Source organism: Nonomuraea spiralis (assembly GCF_014648435.1).
Lineage (GTDB): Bacteria > Actinomycetota > Actinomycetes > Streptosporangiales > Streptosporangiaceae > Nonomuraea > Nonomuraea spiralis.
The window spans coordinates 268,621-292,538 of sequence record NZ_BMRC01000004.1 but is presented as its reverse complement, the minus strand read 5'-3'; the positions used below and the strand labels follow the sequence as shown (position 1 = coordinate 292,538).

22 protein-coding genes and 1 tRNA gene are annotated in these 23,918 nt (G+C 70.7%); 10 read left to right on the top strand and 13 right to left on the bottom strand.

Annotated elements, in window-relative coordinates; all coding sequences use genetic code 11:
- Positions 1 to 74 precede the first annotated feature (74 nt).
- A complete protein-coding gene (gene mptB, locus IEZ27_RS11615) occupies positions 75 to 1,640 on the top strand; it encodes a polyprenol phosphomannose-dependent alpha 1,6 mannosyltransferase MptB (RefSeq protein ID WP_229823886.1) in 1,566 nt (521 codons plus the stop codon).
- Here mptB and IEZ27_RS53790 read toward each other — a convergent pair.
- On the bottom strand, positions 1,525 to 4,032 hold the full coding sequence (locus tag IEZ27_RS53790) for a hypothetical protein (RefSeq protein WP_229823885.1): 2,508 nt from the start codon (positions 4,030 to 4,032) through the stop codon (positions 1,525 to 1,527). The two genes, mptB and IEZ27_RS53790, sit on opposite strands and share 116 nt — an antisense overlap.
- A 57-nt stretch (positions 4,033 to 4,089) precedes the next feature.
- On the opposite strand from IEZ27_RS53790, the gene IEZ27_RS11605 reads away from it, so the two are divergent.
- The 4 genes from IEZ27_RS11605 (at position 4,090) to serS (ending at position 8,183) form a co-directional block, all read left to right on the top strand.
- Positions 4,090 to 5,280 carry a glycosyltransferase 87 family protein gene (locus tag IEZ27_RS11605; RefSeq protein WP_229823884.1) on the top strand — a complete coding sequence of 397 codons (1,191 nt, stop codon included), beginning with the start codon at positions 4,090 to 4,092 and terminating at the stop codon, positions 5,278 to 5,280.
- 22 nt (positions 5,281 to 5,302) lie between these two features.
- On the top strand, positions 5,303 to 5,719 hold the full coding sequence (locus IEZ27_RS11600) for a DUF4446 family protein (RefSeq protein WP_229823883.1): 417 nt from the start codon (positions 5,303 to 5,305) through the stop codon (positions 5,717 to 5,719).
- Positions 5,720 to 5,819: 100 nt separating this feature from the next.
- Positions 5,820 to 6,740, top strand: coding sequence for a prephenate dehydratase (gene pheA / locus IEZ27_RS11595; protein ID WP_189647183.1), 921 nt, complete (start codon positions 5,820 to 5,822; stop codon positions 6,738 to 6,740).
- A gap of 180 nt (positions 6,741 to 6,920) precedes the next feature.
- Positions 6,921 to 8,183, top strand: a complete 1,263-nt coding sequence (gene serS, locus IEZ27_RS11590; RefSeq protein WP_125641049.1) for a serine--tRNA ligase — start codon at positions 6,921 to 6,923, stop codon at positions 8,181 to 8,183.
- On the opposite strand, the gene IEZ27_RS11585 is transcribed toward serS, so the two are convergent.
- Positions 8,147 to 9,532: a hypothetical protein gene (locus tag IEZ27_RS11585; RefSeq protein ID WP_189647182.1), complete on the bottom strand. Its 1,386-nt coding sequence runs from the start codon at positions 9,530 to 9,532 to the stop codon at positions 8,147 to 8,149. The genes serS and IEZ27_RS11585 overlap by 37 nt on opposite strands.
- An 88-nt stretch (positions 9,533 to 9,620) precedes the next feature.
- Positions 9,621 to 10,463: a LysR substrate-binding domain-containing protein gene (locus IEZ27_RS11580; protein ID WP_189647181.1), complete on the bottom strand. Its 843-nt coding sequence runs from the start codon at positions 10,461 to 10,463 to the stop codon at positions 9,621 to 9,623.
- Positions 10,464 to 10,547: 84 nt separating this feature from the next.
- Here IEZ27_RS11580 and IEZ27_RS11575 point away from each other — a divergent pair, with 84 nt between their 5' ends.
- Positions 10,548 to 12,005: a ketol-acid reductoisomerase gene (locus IEZ27_RS11575; protein WP_189647180.1), complete on the top strand. Its 1,458-nt coding sequence runs from the start codon at positions 10,548 to 10,550 to the stop codon at positions 12,003 to 12,005.
- 95 nt (positions 12,006 to 12,100) lie between these two features.
- On the opposite strand, the gene IEZ27_RS11570 is transcribed toward IEZ27_RS11575, so the two are convergent.
- Positions 12,101 to 12,304: a cold-shock protein gene (locus IEZ27_RS11570; protein WP_080043977.1), complete on the bottom strand. Its 204-nt coding sequence runs from the start codon at positions 12,302 to 12,304 to the stop codon at positions 12,101 to 12,103.
- Between the two features lie 223 nt (positions 12,305 to 12,527).
- Here IEZ27_RS11570 and IEZ27_RS11565 point away from each other — a divergent pair, with 223 nt between their 5' ends.
- Entirely contained in the window at positions 12,528 to 13,334 is an 807-nt protein-coding gene (locus tag IEZ27_RS11565; RefSeq protein ID WP_189647179.1) for an HAD family hydrolase, read from the top strand.
- Here the strand turns inward: IEZ27_RS11565 and IEZ27_RS11560 are convergent.
- Positions 13,325 to 13,840, bottom strand: coding sequence for a bacterial proteasome activator family protein (locus tag IEZ27_RS11560; RefSeq protein ID WP_189647178.1), 516 nt, complete (start codon positions 13,838 to 13,840; stop codon positions 13,325 to 13,327). The genes IEZ27_RS11565 and IEZ27_RS11560 overlap by 10 nt on opposite strands.
- A 5-nt stretch (positions 13,841 to 13,845) precedes the next feature.
- Positions 13,846 to 14,802 (bottom strand): NAD(P)H-quinone oxidoreductase, encoded by a 957-nt coding sequence (locus IEZ27_RS11555; protein ID WP_189647177.1) that lies wholly within the window; start codon positions 14,800 to 14,802, stop codon positions 13,846 to 13,848.
- Positions 14,803 to 14,916: 114 nt separating this feature from the next.
- On the opposite strand from IEZ27_RS11555, the gene IEZ27_RS11550 reads away from it, so the two are divergent.
- On the top strand, positions 14,917 to 16,962 hold the full coding sequence (locus IEZ27_RS11550) for a MinD/ParA family ATP-binding protein (RefSeq protein ID WP_229823882.1): 2,046 nt from the start codon (positions 14,917 to 14,919) through the stop codon (positions 16,960 to 16,962).
- Between the two features lies 1 nt (position 16,963).
- Here IEZ27_RS11550 and IEZ27_RS11545 read toward each other — a convergent pair.
- The 7 genes from IEZ27_RS11545 to IEZ27_RS11515 all read right to left on the bottom strand — a co-directional run bounded on the left by IEZ27_RS11545 (position 16,964) and on the right by IEZ27_RS11515 (position 21,717).
- A tRNA-Ser gene (locus IEZ27_RS11545) sits at positions 16,964 to 17,050 on the bottom strand.
- A gap of 97 nt (positions 17,051 to 17,147) precedes the next feature.
- Positions 17,148 to 17,993: an NUDIX hydrolase gene (locus IEZ27_RS11540; RefSeq protein WP_189647176.1), complete on the bottom strand. Its 846-nt coding sequence runs from the start codon at positions 17,991 to 17,993 to the stop codon at positions 17,148 to 17,150.
- A gap of 12 nt (positions 17,994 to 18,005) precedes the next feature.
- Positions 18,006 to 18,740: a M15 family metallopeptidase gene (locus tag IEZ27_RS11535; protein WP_229823881.1), complete on the bottom strand. Its 735-nt coding sequence runs from the start codon at positions 18,738 to 18,740 to the stop codon at positions 18,006 to 18,008.
- Positions 18,741 to 18,769: 29 nt separating this feature from the next.
- A complete protein-coding gene (locus IEZ27_RS11530) occupies positions 18,770 to 19,219 on the bottom strand; it encodes a universal stress protein (protein ID WP_189647175.1) in 450 nt (149 codons plus the stop codon).
- A gap of 49 nt (positions 19,220 to 19,268) precedes the next feature.
- Positions 19,269 to 19,505, bottom strand: a complete 237-nt coding sequence (locus IEZ27_RS11525; RefSeq protein WP_189647174.1) for a hypothetical protein — start codon at positions 19,503 to 19,505, stop codon at positions 19,269 to 19,271.
- Complete coding sequence (locus IEZ27_RS11520) at positions 19,502 to 19,921, bottom strand: hypothetical protein (protein WP_189647173.1); 420 nt, start codon at positions 19,919 to 19,921, stop codon at positions 19,502 to 19,504. The genes IEZ27_RS11525 and IEZ27_RS11520 overlap by 4 nt, the downstream gene beginning before the upstream one ends.
- A complete protein-coding gene (locus IEZ27_RS11515) occupies positions 19,918 to 21,717 on the bottom strand; it encodes an MDR family MFS transporter (protein ID WP_189647172.1) in 1,800 nt (599 codons plus the stop codon). The genes IEZ27_RS11520 and IEZ27_RS11515 overlap by 4 nt, the downstream gene beginning before the upstream one ends.
- A gap of 99 nt (positions 21,718 to 21,816) precedes the next feature.
- Here IEZ27_RS11515 and IEZ27_RS11510 point away from each other — a divergent pair, with 99 nt between their 5' ends.
- A complete protein-coding gene (locus IEZ27_RS11510; RefSeq protein ID WP_189647171.1) occupies positions 21,817 to 22,377 on the top strand; it encodes a TetR/AcrR family transcriptional regulator in 561 nt (186 codons plus the stop codon).
- A gap of 144 nt (positions 22,378 to 22,521) precedes the next feature.
- Positions 22,522 to 23,868: a glycoside hydrolase family 6 protein gene (locus IEZ27_RS11505; protein ID WP_189647170.1), complete on the top strand. Its 1,347-nt coding sequence runs from the start codon at positions 22,522 to 22,524 to the stop codon at positions 23,866 to 23,868.
- Positions 23,869 to 23,918 lie beyond the last annotated feature (50 nt).

Sequence of the window (23,918 nt, the reverse complement as noted above, 5' to 3'; positions counted from 1 at the left end):
TTTTGGGCTGCGGGTTATCCACAGGGGTGGGTGATCCGGAGCTGAGGTTGTGGTGAGTGTGCTGGAATTTGCGGGTGACTTCGGAGAGGCGCCGCAAACAGGCACAAGACCTGCCCTTCAGGGCGGGATCGCCACGTCTTCCGAGGTCGGCCGCCGACGAGCGGCTGGTCGGCGGGGTGCGTGGGCGGCTCGCGGTCCCGGGGCTGGTGATGATCGCGGTCTCGGTGCTGCTGACGATCACGATCGGGTTGCTCGGGCCTTCGCCCATGGTTCCGGCGTTGGGCGGGCCCGCGTGGCAGCCGTCGTACTCGTTCGACGCCCGTCCTGATCCGTACCTGGTGATCGTGCTGGCCGCTGCCGCGATCGTGGTCGGGGGGCTGGGGTTGCTGGCGGCGCTGGCGGCCGTCCCGCGTGATCGGCTCCGGCCGGATCCGCGTCTTCTGGTGCTGTTCGGGTGCCTCGCCGCAGGGGTGCTCGCGTTCCTGCCGCCCTCGGGGTCCGGCGACCATCTCAACTACGCCGCATATGGGCGCATGGTCACGCTGGGGCTGAACCCGTACACGCACGGCGCCGACGACCTGCCGGGAGATCCCATCGCCGACGCGGTCGAGCGGCCGTGGCGCGAGGAGCCCAGCGTCTACGGCCCCGTGGCCACGGCCCTCCAGGCGCTGGCGAGCTGGATCGGCGGCGACTCGCTCCGGCTGACCATCTTCGTGCTGGCGGTGTTCAACGCCGCCGCCTTCATCGTCACGGCTCTGCTCGTCGACCGCTTCACCAGGCACGACCCGGCCCGGCGCCGGCGGGCGGCCCTGTTGTGGGCGGCCAACCCGCTCCTGCTCTACCACCTGGTCGCGGGCATGCACGCCGACACCCTCGCCATCGCCTGCATGGTGGCCGCGCTGCTGGCCAGGGCACGTCCCCTGGCATCGGGCCTGCTGCTCGGGCTGGGGGTGGCGACGAAGCTCAACGCGGGCCTGGTGGCGCTGGGGCCGGCGTGGGAGCTGCGCCGGCGTCCGGGGCGGCTCGCCGTCATGGCGGCCGCCGCGCTGGCCGTGGTGATCGCCGGTTACGCGATCGTCGGCCCCGAGGCGATCACGCCGGTGACCACGACCAGCAAGGCGATCTCGCACGTGTCGTTCTGGAAGCTGGTGCAGGGGTGGCTCTGGGCCCTGGTGGGGACGGGGAGCGCGTACCGGGGGGAGATCCAGGTCGGTGCCCTCATGGTGCTCGGCCTCGTCGCGTGGTCGCTGCTGCGGCTGGCGTCCAGGCGTGCCGCGGCGGGCCAGGCCGCGCCCGGGGGGCTGGAGGCGCCGGTCGTGGCGGCGGCGCTCGTCGTGGCCTACCTGTTCGCCACGCCGTACATCCTGCCCTGGTACGACGGGCTGGCGTTCGGGATGCTCGTCCTGGTGGGGGCCTCCGCCGTGGACGGGTTCGTGGTCGTACACCTGCTGGTCCTGTCCCTGGCGTACCTGCCCGCCCGGGTGGACGGGCAGCCGCCGGGGCTCGAATGGCTCAGTGGCGTGGTCAGGCCTCAGATCGCGTGGGCGCTGCTGGCGTTGACCGTTGCTCTGACGGTGTGGGCGTGGCGAGCTGGAGGGCGCGTACGCAGGCCGCCAGCGTCAGCGGCACCGCCACCGTGAGCGCCATGGCCGGGATGGCGATGCCCGAGTCGTTCATGAGGAAGCCGATGAAGGCGCACGTCAGCGTCCCGAACAGGCCGGCCCTGAGCGGCGGGGCCAGCGCGTACGCCTGACCGAGCGCCGAGGCGCCCCACCGCGAGGGCCGGGCCAGCACCAGGAACAGGAAGGCCAGCGCGACCAGCGAGAGGAGGGTCAGTGACCAGTTGCCCACGGTTACGCCGATCATGGCCGTCAGCTTGCGCCCGACGACGGTCCACGCCTGGCCGTCGATGACCTGCTGCACGAAGGTGCCCAGGTGGGTTCGCCTGTCGGCGGGGCGCATCCAGTCGAAGACCGAGATGCCGGCGATCAGCACGACCGCGACCACTCCCACCAGGAGCAGTTTCAGCACCGACACGCGCTTGCCCGACAGCAGGATGAGGAAGACCGCCGCACCGATGACGAACGCCGGAACACCGCCGAAGTCGGCGCCCCACGAGGGCGAACCATCCGCGAAGACGGCGAACGCCGCGTACAGGGCGCACAGCGTCACGACCACGGTCCTGGAGACGCCTCTGCCGAGCAGCCACTGCGCCACTCCGGCCAGGCCGAGAATCGTGCCGGTGGCGTAGACGGCGAAGGCGATGTTGCTGAAGCCGTAGAAACGTCCTCCGGTCACGGGTTCGTAGCCGGTGACGGCGTTCACCTGGAGTGCCGAGCCGGTCATCACGTCGATGAGGAGGGCGAGCGAGGTGATGGAGGCGACCACGGTGAGCGGGCCGAGCACGTGCGAGCGCCACGGGCCGGCGAAGGCGAGGGCGGTGATCAGGGCGGCTATGGCCAGGATCGTCACGATCACCGACACCATCGGCATCGGCAGGCTCCACCAGGGCACGAGCTGGGCCAGGAAGGTGGAGACGGCGATGGCGCCGCTGACGGTCGCCACCACCTGAACCGCCACCAGCAGCCTTGAGGCGTCCGCCGGCGCGCCGCTCGGGGGCGGGGTCGAGGGCGGGGCCGGGGGTGGTGTGGGGGCGCGCTCGTCCGGTGGGGTTTCCCCGGTCGGGGAGGTGGTGGCGGGCGTGCCGGGGTGGTCGTCCTCGGAGGAGGGCGTGCTGGGGGTGTCGTCGCCGGTGGACGGGGTTTCCGGGACGCGGGCCGAGCGGCGGCGGAGTGCCAGGGCGGCGAAGGCGTAGAAGAGGAGCTGGACGCTCACCAAGACGGTGAAGAAGGGGCCGCGTACGTCTTTGAGGACCTGGCTGGCCAGGTCGCCGTCGGCGAGCCGCGTCACCGTGCCGGCGGCCGACGCGGGGGCGTTGCCGTCGGGCTGCCAGGGGCGGCCGACGACGCCCTGGGGGGCGGTCAGGCCCAGGAGCTGGATGGCGGTGGCGGTGAGGTCGGTGATGGTGACCAGGCCGTCCTGGCGGGTGGAGGAGGCGGTGAGGTAGCCGTGCGGGTACGGCTGCCCGTTCGGGGACGGGCCCGTGGCGATGGCGGCGTGGAGGTGGGCGTTGGGGCTGATGTCGGAGATGCCGGCGAGCAGGAGGGTGGTGTTCGGCGGCAGCTTGCCGACCAGTGCGGCGATCTGCTGGTCCGCGCGGGTCGCGGCGGCCTGGCGTTCGGGGGCCGGGAGGGAGGTCGGGATGCCGTACTCGTCGAGGGGGGTGTGGGCCCAGGCGGTGGCGAGGTCGGCGGCTTCGAAGACGATCAGGTTGTAGGGGGTCAGGTCGTTCAGGGTGTCGAGGGTGGGGGCGTATTTGGCGATTTTTCCGGTCTTGTCGGCGGCGGCGAGAGCAGCGCCGGGGCCGATCGCCGCCACCTTGCCCCCGCTGTCGGTCACCAGCTGGCCGAGCGTGCCCAGCTGGGCGGCGTAACCGGTGTCGGACTGGAAGGCCACCAGGTCCTGCCAGCCGGGGACGGTGGCGCCCTCTCCGGCCGGTCGGGGGCTCTGCGGGGAGGGGCAGCCTCGGCCAGGCGTTCCGGCGCGCTGGCCTGCGGAGATGGTCAGCCAACCGGCCATGGGGCAGGTGATGCCACGGTCAGGGGGCGGTACGGCGCGGGTGGACAGCGAGGCGGAGCCGCCCTGGGTGACGAGTTTCCACAGGGTGGGGGTGCCTGACTCGCTGAAGTCGCTCCACTGGAGACCGGGGACGCCGACGAGAGCCACCCGGCCCGCCGGGCCATGGGACGCCGCGCCCGGTGTGGCTGCGGGCGTGGTGGTGGATGTGGCGGCGGCGGGCGTGGCGGGGAGAAGGGCGGTCGCGAGGAGGAGACCGAGGAGCAGGGTGAGGAGCGGGGTGACGAGCGGGCGGCGTGCTCGGCGTGCTGCGGCTCCAGGACGGGGGGTTGCGGGCGCGTACGCGGGGCGGGCGTGATGCTCTCGGTGCTCGGCCCCGAGCGTGGCGGATGGCATGTACGGAACCCCCAGTGTCTGCGCCCTCGATCAACAGCCACGGTAACGTGCCACATCGTGACAAGAGGCGAGGTGCAGGTGATCCGGCGGCAGTGGTGGGCGTGGGTGGTCGTGGCGCTCGTCGTCGCGGCGGCGGCGGCGCCCCTGGTGCACACGTGGCTGACCAACCCGGACGATCAGCGGCTCGTCGACCTCGACGTCTACCGTACCGGCGGGCAGATGTTGCTCGACGGGCGCCCGGTGTACGAGTTCTTCACGCCCGCGCCTCAATTGTTGCCCTTCACCTACCCGCCCATCGCGGCGATGCTGGCCGTGCTGCTGGCCGAGATGTCCTGGGGCACCGCGCAATGGGTGTGGACGGCCGGGATCTTCGTGGCGCTGGCCGTCACGGTCTGGTTCTCCTTCCGCCAGGCGTTGCGGTCGTACGTGCCGTGGGTGTTCGCGCTGCTCATGGTGGCCTGCACGTACCTGATGCCGATCCGCGACCAGGTGCGGTTCGGGCAGGTGGACATCCTGCTGGTCACCCTGTGCCTGGTGGACTGCGTGGCGCGGAGGCCCTGGTGGCCGCGCGGATTCATGATCGGACTGGCCACGGCGGTGAAGCTGACGCCGGGCGTCTTCCTGATCTATCTGCTGATCACCAAGCAGTGGCGGACGTTCTTCATGGCGTCCTTCGTGGCGGCGGCGCTGACGTTGCTGCCGTTCGTGGTGATCCCGCAGGACGCGTCCGACTTCTGGTTCTCGGCGCTGCTCGATCCGGAACGGCTGGGGGCGAACAGGGCCACGACGAACCAGTCGATCCGGGGCATGCTGCTGCGGCTGTACATGCCGGAGTCGCTGACGTTCGTGATCTGGGCCGTGGTCGTGGCGGTCGTGGCCTGGTACGGGTTCCGGGGGGCGCGGGCGGCGTACCAGGCGAAGGACCAGCTCACGGCGGTCGCGCTCACGGGGCTCATGGCGGTGCTGCTCTCGCCCGTCGCCTGGATCCACCATCTGGCCTGGGTGGTCGTGGTGCTCGGGGCGATCGTCGGTGACGGGCGCGATCCGGTCAGGTTGCGGGTGGCCGCGGGGGTTTGGCTGTTCTACGTGGTTCCCGTCCCCTGGTGGGGGGTTTCGCTGATCGCCGCCCAGATCCCGGGGGTGAGCCTGGTCCTGGGGAAGATCGTCCAGAACGGGTTCGGGCTGGGGGCGCTGGTTCTGGTCTGGCTGCTCGTCTCGTGGTTGCCAAAACGGCGGCAACTGGCCTGACTGAGGCATTACGCTCTGTGTCGTGTTCATTACCGCTTGGGTTGTCGTGGGTGTGGTGGCCGGGGCGAGCGGCGTGCTCATCGGCTACATGGGCCTCAGGCAGGCCAGGGCCGCCGTCGACGACTGCCTGCGGCGGCTGGCCAGGCAGGCGGGCGAGGGCGGCGGTGACCTGAAGGCCATCAGGGACGTGGCCGTGTGCCGCTACGACGCGCTCGCCGAGATGACCGGCAGGCTCTCGTTCTCGGTCGCCATGATCAACGGGTTGGGCGACGGCATCGTACTGACCTCGATCAACGGGACGAGTGAGACCCGCACGTACGTGCGGCCGGTGGTGGGCGGCAAGGGGCAGCAGCCGCTCTCGCCGGAGGAGGAGCAGGCGGTACGGGCGGCCCGGCTGGGCCTCGGGCCGCTGGTTCCGTCGCGGATTCTGAAGGGATAGTCGCGGGTCTTGGTGCGACTTCGGAGTGTGGTCGGACGGTCGCGGTACGCGGTCGGTGAAAAGGCGGCGTGATGCGCCCACCTGCGGATACTCTGGAAGCATGCCCAGACTCGCCTATCTCGGACCGGAAGGGACCTTCACCGAAGAGGCCCTGAGGCTCCTCGACCCGATCGCCGAGCGCCTGCCCTGCGCCACGGTCAGCGCGGCGCTCAACGCCGCCCGTTCCGGTGACGCCGACGGCGCCGTCGTGCCGCTGGAGAACTCCATCGAGGGCGCGATCACCACGACGCTCGACGAGTTCGCCTGGGGCGAGCCGTTGATGATCACGGCCGAGCTGCTGCTCCCGGTCCAGTTCTCGCTGCTGGCCAGGCCCGACACCGAGATCGTGCACATCAAGCGGGTCTACACGCATCCCGCGGCCATCACGCAGTGCCGCGCCTTCATCGCCCGCGAGCTGCCCGACGCCGTGGTGGTCGCCGCGCCTTCGACGGCGGCCGCGGCCCAGGAGGTCTCGCTGCCCGGGTCGCCGTACGACGCGGCCATCGCCGCGCGCATCGCCGGTGAGCACTACGGGCTGGTCGGGCTGGCCGACGACATCGGTGACCGGTCCGACACGGTGACCAGGTTCATCAAGGTGAGCCGTCCGGGGCCGCTGCCGGAGGCGACCGGGTCCGACCGCACCACGCTGGTCGTCTTCCTCGCCGACGACCATCCGGGTGCGCTTCTGGAGATGCTGACCGAGTTCTCCGTGCGCGGGGTCAACCTGACGCGCATCGAGTCGCGGCCCACGGGTGACGGGATCGGGCGTTACTTCTTCCACTTCGACTTCGAGGGGCACGTCGCCGACGCGCGGGTCGGCGAGGCCATCGCCGGGCTTCACCGGATCTGCGGTGAAGTGCGCTTCCTCGGCAGCTATCCGCGGGCCGACGGGGTCGCGCCGCAGCTCAAGAGGGGCACGGCCGACACGGAGTTCGCCGATGCCGCCGACTGGCTGGCCCGCGTCAGAGCCGGCAAGGTCTGACCCACCTGCGCGACACCGGGGCAGCGCCATGCGCGCCTGTGACGCGCCCGGGAATCGCACGCTACCGGCGGGTGAGAGTGCCCCGGTTGCGGCTGTGCCCGCCTGCGACGGCCCAGGAATCGGAGGGGCGGGAGGAATACGGGGGGCGGGGTGGGGGCAGGCGCCGGTAGCCTTTTCCTTGTGATTGACCTGCGTACCCTTCGTGAGGATCCCGACCGGCTACGGGCGTCGCAGCGTGCCCGCGGTGAGGACGACTCCGTCGTCGACACGCTGCTCGACCTCGACGAGCGCCACCGATCCGCGCTGACCTCGTTCGAGTCGATGCGCGCTGAGCAAAAGAGCATGGGCAAGTCGGTCTCCAAGGCGCAGGGCGAGGAGAAGGCCGCGCTGCTCCAGCGGGCCAAGGACCTCGCGAGCCAGGTCAAGGCCGCCGAGTCCGAGGCGGAGAAGCTGGCCGCCGAGCTCGACGAGCTCATGCAGACGGTGCCCAACCTCGTCGAGGAAGGCGCCCCTGCGGGCGGCGAGGACGACTACGTCGTGCTGGAGACGTTCGGCGAGCCGCGCGCGTTCGACTTCGAGCCGAAGGACCACCTGGAGCTGGGCGAGGCGCTCGGCGCTATCGACATGGAGCGCGGCGCCAAGGTGTCGGGCTCGCGGTTCTTCTTCCTCAAGGGCGTCGGCGCCCGGCTTCAGCTCGGCCTGCTCAACATGGCGATGCAGCAGGCGATCGAGGCCGGGTTCACGCCGATGATCACGCCGGTGCTGGTCAAGCCGGAGACCATGCAGGGCACGGGTTTCCACGTGGCCCACGACAAGGAGATCTACCGCCTGCCCGAGGACGACCTCTACCTGGTCGGCACCTCCGAGGTGGCGCTGGCCGGCTACCACGCCAACGAGATCGTGAGCGCCGACGAGCTGCCGCTGCGCTACGCGGGCTGGTCGTCGTGCTTCCGCCGCGAGGCCGGCTCGTACGGCAAGGACACCCGGGGCATCATCAGGGTCCACCAGTTCGACAAGGTGGAGATGTTCTCCTACGTCCGTCCCGAGGACGCGCACGAGGAGCACCAGCGGCTGCTGGCCTGGGAGAAGGAGATGCTGTCCAAGATCGAGGTCCCCTACCGGATCATCGACACGGCGGCGGGCGACCTCGGCATGTCGGCGGCGCGCAAGTTCGACTGCGAGGCGTGGATCCCCACCCAGGGGCGCTACCGCGAGCTGACCTCGACCTCCAACTGCACCCAGTTCCAGTCCCGCAGGCTCGCCGTCCGTTTTCGGGACAAGGACGGCAAGCCACAGCATCTGGCCACGCTCAACGGCACCCTGGCCACCACCCGGTGGATCGTGGCGATCCTGGAGAACCACCAGCAGGCCGACGGCTCGGTGGTGGTTCCCAAGGCGCTGCGTCCCTACGTGGGGCTCGACGTGCTGGAGCCGGCCAAGTAGGCATGGCGGCGGGCGTCGACCGCGATGACGGTGACGCCCGCGAGCACGATCACGCTCGTCAACACGATCGCGAGCACGACGGCGGTCCCGTAGGTCGCCGGTGTGCCGAGCGACCAGCCGTAGAAGGGCGTGTAGACGGTCGCGTAGACCAGGGGCGCGGCGACCACGCCGGTCGCCGCGCTCACCGGCTTCGCCTTGGCGTCGCAGGCCAGCACCAGGCACACAATGCCCGCCACCAGCGCCACGATCCAGCCGAAGAAGGCGGTGAGGTCGACGAGCGCGACCGTCCGGGATCCGCTGTCCAGCGCGGCGTACATGGCCAGCGAGCCGACCGCCGCCGACGCCAGGTAGACGCCCTGATACTTGCGCATCCCGGCCCCGACGGCGCCCAGCAGCATGCACGCGGCCAGGAAGAGCGCGATGCCCTGCTCGGGGCCCAGGTCCACCTGGTCGGAGGCGGAGGCGGAATCGGCGGCGGGCGCGGTGCCGAGCGTGTCGGACCAGCCGAGCCGGCGCCACACGCCCGAGACGTCCCGGATCAGGATGCCGTCCACGCCGTTGGCGACGATCACGACGTGCCCGCCCGGCCGCGCCTGGACCGCCAGGTCGTACGACCGCAGCCTGCCCACCTCGTTCTCGTCGTACGTCCTGGTCAGCCGCTCGTGGGCGTCGGGTGACGGGGGCCACGCCGGTCGCCAGGCCCGGCCGCCGTCGTCGGACTGTTCCACGCCCAGCCGGTCCGGCCGTACGCGGTAGCAGCGGGTCGCCTGTCCGGGCACGCACTGGGCGCCCATCGACGTCGCGCCCGAGTACGTGAACGTCCCGTCGGTCCAGGTCGTACCGCCGTCGTCGGAGACGCGCGAGGCCGATCCGTCGCCGGCCGTGTGTACGACGATCTTTCCCGTGCCGGTCACCTCGACGGATACGGCGGCCCGCGGTTCGGCGGCCGCGGACGTGGCGGTCACCGCCAGGACGGCGAGCGGCACGGTGACCATGATCCGCCACTTCCGGGAGTCCGTCGTGGCGCTGCGCCGACGTACCCACCAGGCCAGGGCGAGGGCGGGCAGGGCGATCAGGTCCGTGGGGTCGGCCAGGACGCGCGAGGGCCCGGCCACGAGCCCCCAGGCTTGGGAGGCGAGCTCGGCGCCCGTCTCCGTGGTCTTCACGAGCGTGAACAGCAGCCCGGTCAGGGCGATGGCCGCCAGGTCGGCGCGGCGCCGGAAGAGCAGCGCCACCAGCGCGGGGGCCACGACGAGCCCGGCGACGTCACTGAGCTTGCCGGTGAGGAAGCCGGGCCAGAGCTGTTTGAACAGGTGGTCGTTGAGCAAGAGCACGATGACCCCGGCCATGGTCACGGGGTGACATAACCACGCATACCTCATGAACGGGTGGACGGCGCGGAACGGAGGGAAGTTCAGGCAACGGCGCGGTCCGTGACTAATTCGTGAGACTCCACAGCGCGGCCACCAGCGGCCGGCGAAGGTCGGCCCGGCGCACGCACAGGCCGATGGACAGGGACGCCGGCGGCGGATCAGCGGGCACGATCGCCAGCCGATCGCGTACGGCCCCCGCGTCCAGCACGATGCGCGGCACGATCCCCGTGCCGTACCCCAGCGCGACCAGCGTCAGCAACGCCTCGTGCCCGTCGGCCTCGGCCGCCAGCCCGTACGGCCCCCGCCCCCGGAACCACCGGTCGGCGGCCTCCCGCACCAGCCCGCGCCGGGGCAGGACGAACGGCCCGGCGAGCCCGTCGTCGCGGCGGTCGCGCGCGGTCACGAAGACCAGGTCGGTGCTCGTCACGGTCCGGCTGGCCAGGGATTCCGGCAGCCGTGCCGGTACGACCGCCACGGCGGCGTCGGCCTCGCCCTCGTCGACCCTGGCCAGCGCGGCGGCGGCGTCGCCCGTACGCAGGTCGACGCGGACCTGCGGATGGGCCCGGCGGAACGGCGCCAGCAGGTCGGGCAGCAGCGCGTGGCAGGCCGTCACGGTGGCGAACACGGTCAGCCGGCCCGTGAGCTCCACCGGGTCGGGATCGCCGCGCCGGTAGGCGTCCCACAGGCCGAGAGCGGAGACGGCGTACTCGCGGAAACGGTGTCCCTCGGCCGTGAGCGAAACCCCGCCCGGCCCGCGGTCGAGCAACCGGTGGCCCACCCGCGACTCAAGCCGCTGGACCATGCGGGTGAGCGTGGCGGGGCTGACGTGGCAGTCCAGGCTCGTACGGCCGAAGTTCAGTGTGCGGGCCAGGTGGAGGAAGATCCGCAACTCGCGATCATCGGCCACGACCAGCGCCTTTCATTCTTCGCAACGCTCCGATACGAATGTTGCGCTTGCCGCAACATCACAGCTCAGCCTACAACTCCTGCTATGAGCAATTCCTTCACCTCCGCGGTGTTCGAGACCGAGACGATGGACGTCCCCGGCGGCACGGAGACGATCCTGCGTGGCGGCCGGCACCTGTTCCCGCTGCTGCCCGAAGCCTTCGGGGGCGTGCGCAGGATCGGGGTGATCGGCTGGGGGCCGCAGGCCCGCGCCCAGAGCCGCAACCTGCGCGACTCGCTGGCCGGCACCGGCATCCGGGTCAGCGTGGGGCTGCGTCCCGGCTCGGCCTCGGCCGCCGACGCGCGTGCCCACGGCTTCACCGAGCAGGACGGCACCCTCGGCGACTGGCTCGACGTCGTGGCGGAGAGCGACCTGGTCATCCTGCTCATCGCGGACGCCGCCCTGGCCGCGCACCACGAGGAGATCTTCGCCGCCCTGCGGCCCGGCGCCACGATCGGCCTGTCGCACGGCTTCCTGCTCGGCCACCTGCGCGCCACCGGCGGCACGTTCCCCGACGGGCACGGCGTCATCGCGGTCTGCCCCAAGGGCATGGGCGACTCCGTCCGCCGCCTCTACGAGCAGGGCGCCGAGGTCAACGGCGCGGGCATCAACAGCAGCTTCGCCGTACACGCCGACCCGGACGGCCGGGCGGTGGACCGCGCCCTCGCCTGGTCGGTGGCGCTCGGCTCGCCGTACACGTTCCAGACGTCCCTGGAGCGCGAGTACATGTCGGACATCGTGGGAGAGCGGGCGATCCTGCTGGGGGCCGTACACGGCCTTGTGGAGGCCCTGTACGGCCATTACAGGCTCGAAGGGGACGACCCCGTCACCGCGTACGAGCGATCGTGCGAGAACATCACCGGCCCCATCGCGCGTACCATCTCGGCCGACGGCCTGCGCGCGGTCCGCGAACGCCTCGACCCGGACGGGCGCGACACCTTCGACCGCGCCTACCACGCCGCGTACGGCCCGGCCCGCGACCTGGTCGCCGAGATTTACGACGAGGTCGCCGACGGAACCGAGCTGCGCAGCGTCATCCTCGCCGAACGGCGGCTGGCCTCGCGGCCGATGAGCGGGATCGGCGGCTCGCCCATGTGGGCGGCCGGGGACGCGGTCCGGGCCAGGCGCGGCGAGCGCACGCTGCCCGTTGATCCCTTCACCGCCGGGATGTTCGTGGCCACGATGATGGCGCAGGTGGACGAGTTCGCCGAGCGCGGGCACCCGTGGTCGGAGATCGTCAACGAGTCGGTGATCGAGGCCGTGGACTCGCTGCTGCCGTACATGCACGCGCGGGACGTGGCGTACATGGTGGACAACTGCTCGCGTACGGCGCGGCTGGGGGCGCGGCGGTGGGGGCCGCGTTTCCAGGCGGCCTACGAGCAGCTCGCCTTCCCCGCCAAGCCGGCGGGCCAGGAGGTGAACGGTTTCACCGATCACCCCGTGCACGAGGCTCTGGCGGCGGCGGCCCGCCTGCGCCCATCGGTGGACATCCACGTGGCCTGACAAGCCCGCGCAGGTATCCCCGTGGCCTGACAAGCAAAAGACCGGAGGCCGCTGGAATGCGGACCCCGGTCTTCTTGCGAACTACGAACTACAGGTCAGAGGGCACGGACCTGGGAGGCCTGCGGCCCCTTCTGTCCCTGCGTGATCTCGAACTCGACCCGCTGGCCGTCTTCAAGGCTGCGGTAGCCGTTGCCGACGATCTCGGAGAAGTGCACGAACACGTCCGGCGCACCGCCGTCCGGGGCGATGAAGCCGAAGCCCTTCTCGGCGTTGAACCACTTGACGGTTCCCTGAGCCATAAAAGCTCTCCCTCAGGATGTGAATCTATGGGATCCACACCTCGTGGATCCCGGTGTGTCGTACAGCAAGCACCCGGGGTGGCTCAGACAAAGTCATGCTGGTTTTCACTACGGGATCAGCTAATACAACGCCATCACATCTAACACCATTCTGGCGCGTTGGTGTTCCCGTCCCTACGAAGATTTCTGTCAGGCGGCATCACCGGGCAAACTGGAACCTGTTATGCAGAGCCTTCCTTCGCCGCGTCTTGTGGCCACCGACCTCGACGGCACCGCCCTGCGCGCCGACGGAACCGTGTCTCCCCGGACGGCTGCGGCCTTCGCGAAAGTCGAGGAATCCGGGGCCGTGCTCATCTTCGTGACCGGACGTCCGCCCCGGTGGATGGGCGGGGTGGCGGGGGCCGTACGGCACCGTGGCCTGGCCATCTGCGCCAACGGCGCACTGATCTACGATCTCCATACCGAACGGATAGTTGAATCTCACCTGATCGACGTCGACGTACTCGCGGAAGTCGTCGCTCAGCTACGAGCGAACGTGTCCGATCTCGCATTTTCGGTCGAGTATGAAGGTGGTTTTGCGCATGAGTCCGATTTCCGGCTGGGCGGGCTGGATCGCAAGGGCATCGGCGTCGTCCGGATTGACCGGGACGCACTGACTGACCGACCCTGCGCCAAGTTGCTGGCCCTGCATCCGGACATGAACGCCGACGAACTGCACGCGACCGTGCACGACCTGGTGGGGCATCTGGTGACCGCGACCCATTCCAGCCATGGCGGACTGGTCGAGATGAGCGCCCAGGGCGTGACGAAGGCCACGGCGCTGGCCACGCTGGCCGGCAGGCACGAGGTCAGGCCCGCCGAAGTGATCGCCTTCGGGGACATGCCGAACGACCTGCCCATGCTGAGCTGGGCAGGCACGTCGTACGCCGTCGCGAACGCCCATCCCGACGTGCTGGCGGCGGTCGATCACGTGACCGCGTCCAACGACGAGGACGGCGTCGCTCAGGTGCTGGAACGGCTCTACAGGTAGGGGCCCGACCCGCTCGGCGGCCGGTGGCCCTCGTCACCCTGCGGCACGCCGGGCAGCGCCCTGCGCATCTGCTCCAGCTGCGCCCGTGCGGCCATCTGCTGGGCGAACAGGGTGGTCTGGATACCGTGGAACAAACCCTCCAGCCAGCCCACGAGCTGGGCGTGCGCGATGCGCAGCTCGGCCTCGCTGGGCGGGACGCCGTTGTCGTCGGTGAACGGGAGCGACAGTCGCTCCAGCTCGTCGACCAGCTCGGGCGCCAAACCGTCCTCAAGCTCCTTGATGGAGGACTCGTGGATCTCCTTCAAACGCTTGCGGCTGGCCTCGTCGAGCGGGGCCGCACGGACCTCCTCAAGAAGCTGCCTGATCATGCTGCCGATCCGCATCACCTTGGCAGGCTGCTCGACCAGGTTGGTCACCGAGCGCTCTTCGTCACCGCTATCGCCCTGACCTTGGAAGTCGGGGCCCACCACCACGATGTGAGGGGTGTTGTTGTCCTCAGCATTCATAACACTCACCGTACTAGCAGGATCTTGCCGACGTGCTCTCCCGAATCCAACATTCGGTGTGCATCGGCCGCCTGGGACATGGGCACCTTCGCGTACACGACGGGACGTACGGCGCCCGCCTCGACCAGGGGCCACACGTTGTCCACGACGCTGCGGACGATGACGCCCTTCTCGTCGACCGGACGCGAGCGCAGCGTGGTGCCGTGGACGGTCGCGCGCTTGGTCAGCAGCGCGCCGAGGTCGAGTTCGGCCTTCCCGCCGCCCTGGAGGCCGATGATCACCAGCCGGCCGCCGGTCCGCAGCGCCCGGACGTTGCCCGCCAGGTATTTGGCGCCCATGATGTCGAGGATCACGTCGGCCTCCACCCTGTCGGCGAAGTCCTCCTCGCGGTAGTTGACGACCTCGTCCGCGCCCAGCTTCCTGACCTGCTCGGCCTTCGCCTCCGAGCCGACCGTGGCCGCCACCCGCGAGCCGAGCGCCTTGGCGAGCTGCACCGCGAACGTGCCGATGCCGCTGGCCCCGCCGTGCACCAGCAGCGTCTCGCCGCGGCGCAGCCGGCCGATCATGAACACGTTCGACCACACCGTGCAGGCCACCTCGGGCAGCGCGGCGGCCTCGGCCAGCGGCAGCCCCTCGGGCACCGGCATGACCTGCTGCCAGGGCACCGCCACGCGCTCGGCGTAACCGCCGCCCGCGAGCAGCGCGCACACCTCGTCACCGGCCTTGAACTGCTCGACGTCCGCCCCCACCGCGGCCACCACGCCCGACACCTCCAGCCCCGGGTACAGGGGCGCGCCGGGAGGCGGGTCGTAGAAGCCCCTCCGCTGGTGGACGTCGGCGCGGTTCACCGCCGAGGCGGCCACGTCGATGAGCACGTCCCCCGGCCCGACGGACGGATCGGGCACCTCGTGCCACTCCAGGACCTCGGGTCCGCCCGGCGCGGTGATCTCAATGGCTCGCATGCGATCCACGGTAGCGGGGCAAAGAAGTTGTGGGTTGCCGAGCTGCGCAGGAACGCGTGGCGTTAATCTGCAAAGTATTTGCTGCCCCTTTAGACCCACCCGAGGGGGAACACGGTGGCAAGACACGATCGAGAAGAATCTCTCGAGGAACAGCTGGCCTGGCTGGACGCGATCAAGGAGACGGAGGAGACCCCCGTCTCCGTCGGAGCCCCGATCGCGGCCGCGGACGAGCCGGTCGCCTCGCCGTACCCCAAGGACCCCTGGTCGCTCGTCCCGGCCCAGCACGACACACCGACCCCGCCGCTGTTCCGCGCCGCCGTCGACTCCGTGTACGGCTCCGCGGCGGCCGAGGAGCTGCCCGCGGAGGAGAGCGAGGCCGGGGAGTGGCTGGACCGGGTCGGCACGCAGGAGAGCGGTACGGGGCAGGAGAGCGCCGCGGGCGAGCCCGCCGTGCCGCCCGCGAGCCTGGGACGTTCCGACGATCCCTTCCTGGCACCGCTCAAGCCGCTGCCGCGCCCTGACGACACCGACAGCTACTCGTTGTCGTTCACGCCGCCGGAGCAGCCGTTCACGACGTCGCCCGAGCCGGCCGAGAGCGCGGCGAAGGGCACGGAGAGGGGCACGGAGAAGGACGCGACGAAGAGCGCGGAGGACGCCGAGGAGGCCGAGGAACCCGGCTGGCCGTCCCTCGCCGATTGGTCGCTGCCCACCGAGCAGCCGTCCGGCGAGACGTTGCCGATGATCACCGAGCTGCCCAAGGCGTTCGGCGAGCCGGCCCGTACCGAACCGGACCCCGAGCCGGATGAGCGGGCGACGGTGGAGGAGGAGACGGCCGACGAGCGTCCGCGCTGGGACGAACGGCCGCAATGGTCGGAAAGCTCCTTCCGGGAGGGCCGCCTCCAGTGGCCCGACCCCGTGCACACCGACCCCGCACCGCCGTCCGACCCCGCACTGCCGTCCGACCTCGCACTGCCGTCCGACCCCAAGCCCGAGCCCGGGCCCAGGATCGACCTCGCCTTCCAGGCCGACACCGCCCCCAGGATCGACCCTCCCTTCGCGGCCGGCCCCGCGCCCAGGGAGGCCGCGCGGGACGAGCGTCCGCAGTGGAGCGACCGCCAGGAGTGGCGGCCGGCCGAGCGCGAGATCCCGCCCCCGCGCGAGCGGCATCGCCGTCCGGCGCCGATCCCCGTGTTCACCGCGCCCCCGAGGCCGCCGCTCACCGGCAGGCCGACCGCCGACAGCCTCGACCCCGAGTCGCTGCTGCGCGGCAGGCGCAACGCGCCCGCCAAGGGCTGGCGGCGGCTGGTCTACAAGGCGTCCGGCGGCTGGATCAAGCCGGGCGAGGCGCCGGAGGTACGCCGCCGCCGCGAGCTGGTGACCAGGGCGCGCACCCCCGTGACCACCGGGCACCACCGCGTGGCCGTACTGAGCCTGAAGGGCGGTGTGGGCAAGACCACGACCACGGTCGGCCTCGGCGCGACGCTCGCGCAGATGCGCGGCGACCGCGTCATCGCCGTGGACGCCAACCCCGACAGGGGCACGCTGTCCGACAAGCTGGTGCTGGAGACCTCGGCCACCGTCCGCGACCTGCTCAACGAGCGCGACCAGGTCAAGCGGTACGTGGACATCAGGGCGTTCACCTCGCAGGCACCCTCGCGGCTGGAGGTGCTGGCCTCCGACCGCGACCCGTCGGTCTCCGAGGCGTTCAGCGGCTCCGACTACCAGGCCGTCTCGCAGGTGCTGGAGAACTTCTACTCCATCTGCATCACCGACTGCGGCACCGGCCTGCTCCACTCCGCCATGGGCGGCGTGCTCGGGCTCGCCGACCAGATCGTGCTGGTCAGCAGCCCCTCCGTGGACGGCGCCAGGGCGGCCTCGGCCACCCTCGACTGGCTGGAGGCCCACCACTACGCCGACCTGGTGAAGAACGCGACCGTGGTGTTGTGCAGCGTCCGGCCGCGATCGAAGTCGGCGGTGGACATCAGAAAGCTGGAGGCCCATTTCGCCGCCAGGTGCCGCGCGGTGATCCGGGTGCCGTACGACCCGCATCTGGAGGAGGGCGCGGAGATCGACCTCGACCGCCTCCAGGAGGCGACCAGGGAGTCCTACCTGCAGCTCGCCGCCAGCGTGGGCGACGGGTTCGCGGGGGTGCGCGAGTGAGCGGAGGGTGTGGGATTCGAACCCACGAGGCCATCGCTGACCTGGCCGCTTTCAAGGCGGCTGCACTCGTCCACTATGCGAACCCTCCTGTGCGGAAACCACGATAGCGGCTGTGGTGACAGGGGGGCACGTTCAGGCGGCGACGGATCTCGACACACGCCTCCGGGTCACGGTTGGGCGGCGGGTCAGTGGTCGAGCTGTGACAGCAGCCAGCGGGGGCCCTCGGTCTCGGCCCCCAGCTCGGCGACCCGTTCCCTGAGCCGCCGGTCGGCCGTTACCACGAGCACGCGCTCCCACGGCTTCGCCCGGCGTGCGACGTCGACGATGGCGTCGTCGCCGCTGCCCGTGGCCGCCACCACCTGCAGCCCGGTGATCTCGGGGGTGCTCCTGGCCGCGCCCTCCACGACCGCGACCACCCGCGGGAACCACTGCGACAACACCGGGTGCCTGAGCCTGAGCTCGGCCACCTCGGTGAGCAGGCGCGTGGCCGCGCCCACCCGGTCGTTCCACCAGCCGTGCTCGGCGCGCGCGCCGATGATGTTGGCGACGTCGAGCACGATCGTCTCGGGACGGATGGCGCCCTGCACCTGCTCCCACGTGGCGGCGAACCCGGGATGCAGCTTCTGGCCGGTCACCTCGGGCAGCGGCAGCCAGCGCAGCTCGGTGCTCTCGCTGTTGGCGGGCTCGGCCGGCATCAGCTCGGCCGACTCGGCGATCACCGTCTCGAAGGACCAGCCGCCGTGGTCGTCGAGGTAGACGCCCTGTACACGGAACCGGTCGCCGCCGAGCGTGGCCTCCTCGTGGGCCTCGCGCAGCGCGCTCGCGACGGCGTCCTCGTGGCTGTCGCGGGCGCCGCCGGGCAGGCCCCAGGTGCCGCCGTGGTGGCTCCACAGCGCACGCTTCTGCATGAGCACGTGGGGCACGCCGAGGGGGTCGTGGTGGACGAGGAGCAGGCCCGACGCTCCGTGGATGCCCCAATGTCTGTGTCCGAGCCCGCATTCGGCCCAGCCGTCGCCGTCCTTAGCCGCCATGAGGGGATTCTCTCAGCCTCCGCCCTTACTGAAATGTTGCAGGTCCTTGGTGCCGGCCCAGTAGCCGCCCCACTCCCAGCCCACTTGGGCGAAGGCCTTGACGACCTTGTCTCCAGGGTTTACCACACCTTTACCCTGCATTGGACGCTTCGTGTACCTCTTGGCATTCTGGTGCGCTGTCCCGCCGCTTGCGGTGACATATGGGTTCTCGCGTGGATTGATGTCAATCGCTTGGCCGTACGCATGGTTCGACCAATTGCTCGACCCGGTCGCGCGGCGGCAGTTGAATGCCGAGGTGTTGTCGGCGTCGATGGAGGCGTAGTCGTCGCCTTTGAAGACGTCCACGAGCTTCATCTGCCGGATGGGCCAGCGCCAGTCGTACAGTTTCCGGAAGACGGTCTGGATGTCGTCGGTGACCGTCTTGCGGACGACCAGCTCGCCGGTGTGCGGTTTGTCGTCGAAACCCCAGTACGACATCGTGATCAGCCTGAGGTCCTGGTACGAGACCGGGCAACCGGGCCGCCACGAGTACGGCAACTGCTCGCGCGTCACCTTCGTGACCTTCGCCGTGAACGGCGGCGGAGCCGTCGGCCTCGGCGTCGCCGAGGTGTCGGGCGTGGCCGCCTCGGACGACGCCTCGGATGACGGCGCGGACGTGGGCGTGGCGCCGGACGAGGCGACAGGCTTCTGCCCTGCGCACGAAACGGACGCGAGCACCACGAACGCCATGGCGGCTGTACGTTTCATCTGGCCACCATATGCGACGTCGTGCCAGGTCAGGGGACTATCAGCACGGTACGGCGAGCCCGTTTCGCCAGGCCGACGGCCACCGAGCCGGTCAGGGCGTGCCAGGAGGAGCGCGACCTGCCGACCACGATGGCGTCGGCGCGGTACGAGCTGGCGAGTGTCTCCAGCTCGCGTGCGGTGTCCCCGCGGACGCTCACGAACTGCCAGGGCACGCCGGCGCCCTTCAGCTCGTCCCGGAGGTCGTCCGTGAGGTCGGCCGCGGAGTCGGGGATGATCGGGGAGCCGGCGAAGAACCACAGGGTGGTGCTGTTGATCGGCTCGACGAAGGCGACGAGTAGCGTGGCGCCGTCCCGCCGGGCCAGTCCGGCCGCGTACGCGAGCGCGTTGCGGCTGGGGGCCGAACCGTCGAAGCCGACCACCAGCAGCCCGGCGCCGTCCTTGCCGATCTCGAACTGCCCCGCCGGGAGCCGGCCTTCCAATGGCTCCCGGCCGGGGTCTGTGCTACCGCTGAACACGGCATGACTCGCGTCAGAGGTCTGCGTGCTTGCCGCGGCGGGCCAGCTCGCGCAGGGAGTCGGCGGCGTAGATCACCAGGGCGACGAACGAGACGGCGGCGAGCCCGCCACCGACCCACAGATCGTTGACCGTCGCGTCCACGTACGAGGCGCCCCGGGACTGGTAGCCGACCGCGAACGGCGCGGCGACCAGCCACAGTCCGCTCAGGAACAGCAGGACGAGGGCGGAGACGCCCAGCTTGGCCTTCATCGTGACTCCTCCAGACCCACCAGGGTGGCCTTGCCGTTCTGGCGGTGCTCACCGCCGCGGCTCGAGTTGTTCATGTCCTCACGCAGTGCCTCCACGAGCGGGGCGAGCAGGCTCGCGAGCTCGGCGGAGGAGGCCTGCGGCGCGGCGGGCACGGGCTCGGGCTCCGGCTCCACGCGCTGCTTGACGGCCACCAGGCCACGGACCACGAGCTCCTCGTGGATGGCCAGGACGAAGCCGATGACGCCCACGAGACCGAAGACGGTCACGCCGAGGCCCGAGAAGAACTCGGACGTGGTGGGGCCGGTCCAGTCGGCGTTCTCGGGCTGCGTGCCGAGGGCGAAGGGGGCGATCATCAGCCACAGGCCGGCCATGACCGCGAGGGCCGCCGCTACGGCGCCCACGAACTTGCGAATCATTGTGAGACTCCTCCGGATACGAGGTCTTGCTGCGGCGGCGTGGCCTGCGCGATCAGGGCGCGCGAGGTGGGCCGGAGCACGTTCTGTGCGACCGTCCAGGCGCGTTCGCGCTCGGGGCGGCCGTCGGGCGGCGCCATCCTGGCGACCGCGGAGAGCAGCGCGGAGGGCTGGCCGTTCGACCGCTCGACGCGCTGGGCGATGAGTTCCAGGAGCAGCCCGGCCAGGACGAGGTCGTCCTTGCCCAGGGGCTTGGGTCCGACCGGCATCGTCGTGCCACGCAGCGGGAGCTCCTTCAGGAACAGTGCCGCGATGAACCCGAGCAGGGCGATCGGCACGCCGACCAGGAACACCGTCTCCAGAGCCCGGGTGAAGGACTCCAGGATGATGCCCTTGATGGGCTCGGGCAGGTGCTGGATCGCGGCGGGGCTGCCCAGCTTCTGGCCGGTGCCCGGCAGGTGGATGCGGGCCTTGGCGACCAGGTCGGCCATCTCGCTCGCCTGCCGGTTGGTCAGGATCGCGCCGAAGCCCGCGACGCCCATGGCGCCGCCGAGCGAGCGGAAGAACGAGACGCCGGCCGTGGTCGAGGCCATGTCGCGCAGCTCGGAGCCGTTCTGGGCGGCCAGGATGAGCATCTGCATGGACAGGCCGAGCCCGATGCCCAGCACGGCCACGTCGAACCCGATGAGCCATTCGCCGGAGTCGACGTGCAGCCTGGACAGCAGGAACAGGCCGACGGCCACGATCAGGAGGCCCATGACCGGGAAGATCTTCCACTTGCCGGTGTTCGTGACGATCTTGCCGGAGACCACGCCCGAGAGGAACAGCGCCACCACCATGGGCAGCGTCATCAGGCCGGAGTTCGTCGGGCTCAGACCCTTGACGATCTGCAGGTACTGGGGCAGGTAGATCATCGCGCCGAACATGGCCATGCCGACGAACAGCGAGGCCGCGCTGGTGAGCACGAACGTGCGGTTCCTGAACAGCCGCGGGGGCAGGATCGGGTTGCGGGCCGTACGCTCGGCGAGCACCGCCAGGGCCAGCATGAGCACGGCGAACGCGCCCAGGAAGTACGTCCAGAACGAGTTCCACTCGAACTCGTTGCCGCCCAGCGTCAGCAGCAACATCAGCGAGGCCGCGCTGGCCGTGATGGTCGTCGCGCCCCAGATGTCGATCGAGGTGTTCCGCTTGACCTTGGGCAGCCGCAACACCTTCTGCACCACCGCGAACGCGACAATGGCGAACGGCACCACGACGTAGAAGCACCAGCGCCAGCCGAGCCAGTCGGTGTCCACGATGAACCCGCCGAGCAGCGGTCCGGCGACCGTGGAGATGCCGAAGACGGCTCCCATGTAGCCGGAGTACCGGCCGCGCTCACGCGGCGAGACGATGTCTCCCAGGATCACCTGCGCGAGGGCCGACAAACCACCCACACCCAGGCCCTGTACGGCACGTGCCGCGATGAGCTGTCCCATGTTCTGGGACAGTCCGGCCACCAGTGAGGCCGCCACGAACAGACCGAGAGCGGTCTGGAAAAGCAGTTTCCGGCCGAACAGGTCGGACAGTTTGCCCCACAACGGTGTCGAGACCGTCATCGTCAGCATGGTGGCGCTGGCCACCCATGAGTACTGGTCCTGGCCGCCCAGTTCCCCCACGATCGTCGGCAACGCCGTACCCACCACGGACGTGGAAATCATCGACGTCAGCATGGCGAGCATGAGCCCGGACATGACTTCGAGGATTTCGCGGTGGGTGTACTGCCTTCGCGCGGGGGGTGCGGCCTGTGCCTGGGCTACCAAGACACCACATCCCCTTCGTACGCACTTATCCAAAGTTGAGTATACGCATGTTTACTAGCCGCGCGGCAAGTGGCTTTATTCCTGAGTAGAGTTCGGGACATGGACGCCCCGACGACGGACGCCCGGCCGCGCGGACGCGAGGCCACCCGCAAACGCATCCTCGACGCCGCCCGCGTGCTGTTCGGCGAGCACGGATACGAACAGGTCACCGTACGGATGATCGCCGCGGCCGCGGAGGCCAACATCGCCCTGGTCGGTCGCTATTTCGGATCCAAGGCCGGGCTTTTCGGCGCGGTGCTCGAAGGCGAGCCGACGTTCGTGGCCATGCTCGCCGGCGACCGCGCGACCCTGCCGCGCCGGCTGGCCGAGTACGCGGCCGAGCGCATGCACCACGACCCCGAGAGCCCGATCCTGCGCACCCTCGAACGTTCGGCCGGCCACCCTGAGATCCAGGACGTCGTACGCGAACGCCTGCGCGTGGCCGTGCTCGACCCGCTGGCCGCCCAGCTCGACGGCCCCCACGTCCAGGCGCGGGCCAGGATGGCGACGGCGGTGTTCCTGGGCATCGGCGCCATGCGCCGCCGCCTCGGCCCGGAGCGGCCCACGGCCGCCGACGTCGAACGGCTGACGGCGGTGTTCGAGGCGTGCCTGGCGGAGTGAAACTTTCATCCCCGTGACCGGCTGTGGCCTGGGCAAAGCCCGTGGGCCCCGATCGGCCGCCTTTCAGTGAGGGACAGGGGCTACCTACGATCCAAGAGAGCTGTGGGAGCGCTCCCACTCCCACCCTACGGACGGAGTAACCTCATGTCTCGCAGAAGGCCCGCGCTCGCGGTGCTCCTCGCCGCCACCGCCATGGCCGCGGCGGGGGCGGTCGTCCTCGCCTCGTCCACCGCCCAGGCCGCCGACTCCGCGTTCTACGTGGACCCCACGACGAACGCCGCCAAATGGGTCGCCGCCAACCCGGGCGACAGCCGTACGCCGGTGATCAGGGACCGGATCGCCGCCGTCCCGCAGGGCCGGTGGTTCGCCAGCTACAACCCCGCGACCGTGCGCGGCCAGGTGGACTCCTACGTCGGGGCCGCCGCGGCGGCCGGCAAGATCCCGATCGTCGTCGTGTACGACATGCCCAACCGCGACTGCGGCGGCGCGAGCGCGGGCGGCGCGCCCGACCACGCCTCCTACCGGGCCTGGATCGACCAGATCGCGGCCGGGCTCGGCGGCCGTCCGGCGACCGTCGTCCTCGAACCCGACGCGCTGGCCATCATGACCAACTGCATGAACGCCGCCCAGCAGGCCGAGGTGAAGGCGTCCATGGCGTACGCGGGCAAGAAGTTCAAGGCGACGTCGTCGCAGGTCAAGGTGTACTTCGACATCGGGCACGACGCTTGGCTGTCGGCCTCGGAGGCCGCGTCCAGGCTGAACGGCGCCGACGTCGGGGGCAGCGCCGACGGCATCGCGCTCAACACCTCCAACTACCGCGCGACCCCGGGCCTGGTGTCGTACGCCAAGAGCATCATCGCGGCGACCGGCGTCTCCAGGCTGAAGGCGGTCATCGACACCAGCCGCAACGGCAACGGCCCCGCGGGCAGCGAGTGGTGCGACCCCGCCGGCCGGGCCACCGGCATCTGGAGCACCACGAACACGGGTGACGCGGCGATCGACGCCTACCTGTGGGTCAAGCCGCCGGGTGAGGCCGACGGGTGCATCGCGGGGGCGGGGCAGTTCGTGCCGCAGCGGGCGTACGACCTGGCCATGGCCGCGCCCTCACCCACCGCCACCCCGACCGTGACCCCGACGGTGACCCCGACCGTCACGCCCACAGTGACTCCCACGGTGACCCCGACCACGGGACCCGCGGGCTGCTCGGCCGCCTACAAGGTGACCAGCCAGTGGCAGGGCGGCTTCCAGGGCGAGATCACGGTGAGGAACACCGGCTCGGCGCCGACCGCCGGCTGGAAGGTCCAGTGGACGTTCCCGTCCGGCCAGACGATCACCCAGCTCTGGAACGGCAACCTGTCCGGCAACGCCACCGTGACGAACCTGAGCTGGAACGGCGCCCTGGCCGGCGGTGCGACGACCACGTTCGGCTTCCTCGCCAACGGCAACGCCGCGACCAGCACCCCGTCCGCGCTCGCCTGCACCGCGTCCTGACACCGCCCACGTACCCCTCGCCCCCGTGTGCCCGCGCGGGGGCGTCCGGG

Coding starts and splice junctions, on each gene's coding strand:
- IEZ27_RS53790 (WP_229823885.1), bottom strand. CDS start 4,032: ATGCCATCCGCCACGCTCGGGGCCGAGCACCGAGAGCATCACGCCCGC.
- pheA (WP_189647183.1), top strand. CDS start 5,820: ATGCCCAGACTCGCCTATCTCGGACCGGAAGGGACCTTCACCGAAGAG.
- IEZ27_RS11585 (WP_189647182.1), bottom strand. CDS start 9,532: ATGGCCGGGGTCATCGTGCTCTTGCTCAACGACCACCTGTTCAAACAG.
- IEZ27_RS11575 (WP_189647180.1), top strand. CDS start 10,548: ATGAGCAATTCCTTCACCTCCGCGGTGTTCGAGACCGAGACGATGGAC.
- IEZ27_RS11570 (WP_080043977.1), bottom strand. CDS start 12,304: ATGGCTCAGGGAACCGTCAAGTGGTTCAACGCCGAGAAGGGCTTCGGC.
- IEZ27_RS11565 (WP_189647179.1), top strand. CDS start 12,528: ATGCAGAGCCTTCCTTCGCCGCGTCTTGTGGCCACCGACCTCGACGGC.
- IEZ27_RS11560 (WP_189647178.1), bottom strand. CDS start 13,840: ATGAATGCTGAGGACAACAACACCCCTCACATCGTGGTGGTGGGCCCC.
- IEZ27_RS11555 (WP_189647177.1), bottom strand. CDS start 14,802: ATGCGAGCCATTGAGATCACCGCGCCGGGCGGACCCGAGGTCCTGGAG.
- IEZ27_RS11540 (WP_189647176.1), bottom strand. CDS start 17,993: ATGGCGGCTAAGGACGGCGACGGCTGGGCCGAATGCGGGCTCGGACAC.
- IEZ27_RS11535 (WP_229823881.1), bottom strand. CDS start 18,740: ATGAAACGTACAGCCGCCATGGCGTTCGTGGTGCTCGCGTCCGTTTCG.
- IEZ27_RS11525 (WP_189647174.1), bottom strand. CDS start 19,505: ATGAAGGCCAAGCTGGGCGTCTCCGCCCTCGTCCTGCTGTTCCTGAGC.
- IEZ27_RS11520 (WP_189647173.1), bottom strand. CDS start 19,921: ATGATTCGCAAGTTCGTGGGCGCCGTAGCGGCGGCCCTCGCGGTCATG.
- IEZ27_RS11510 (WP_189647171.1), top strand. CDS start 21,817: ATGGACGCCCCGACGACGGACGCCCGGCCGCGCGGACGCGAGGCCACC.
- IEZ27_RS11505 (WP_189647170.1), top strand. CDS start 22,522: ATGTCTCGCAGAAGGCCCGCGCTCGCGGTGCTCCTCGCCGCCACCGCC.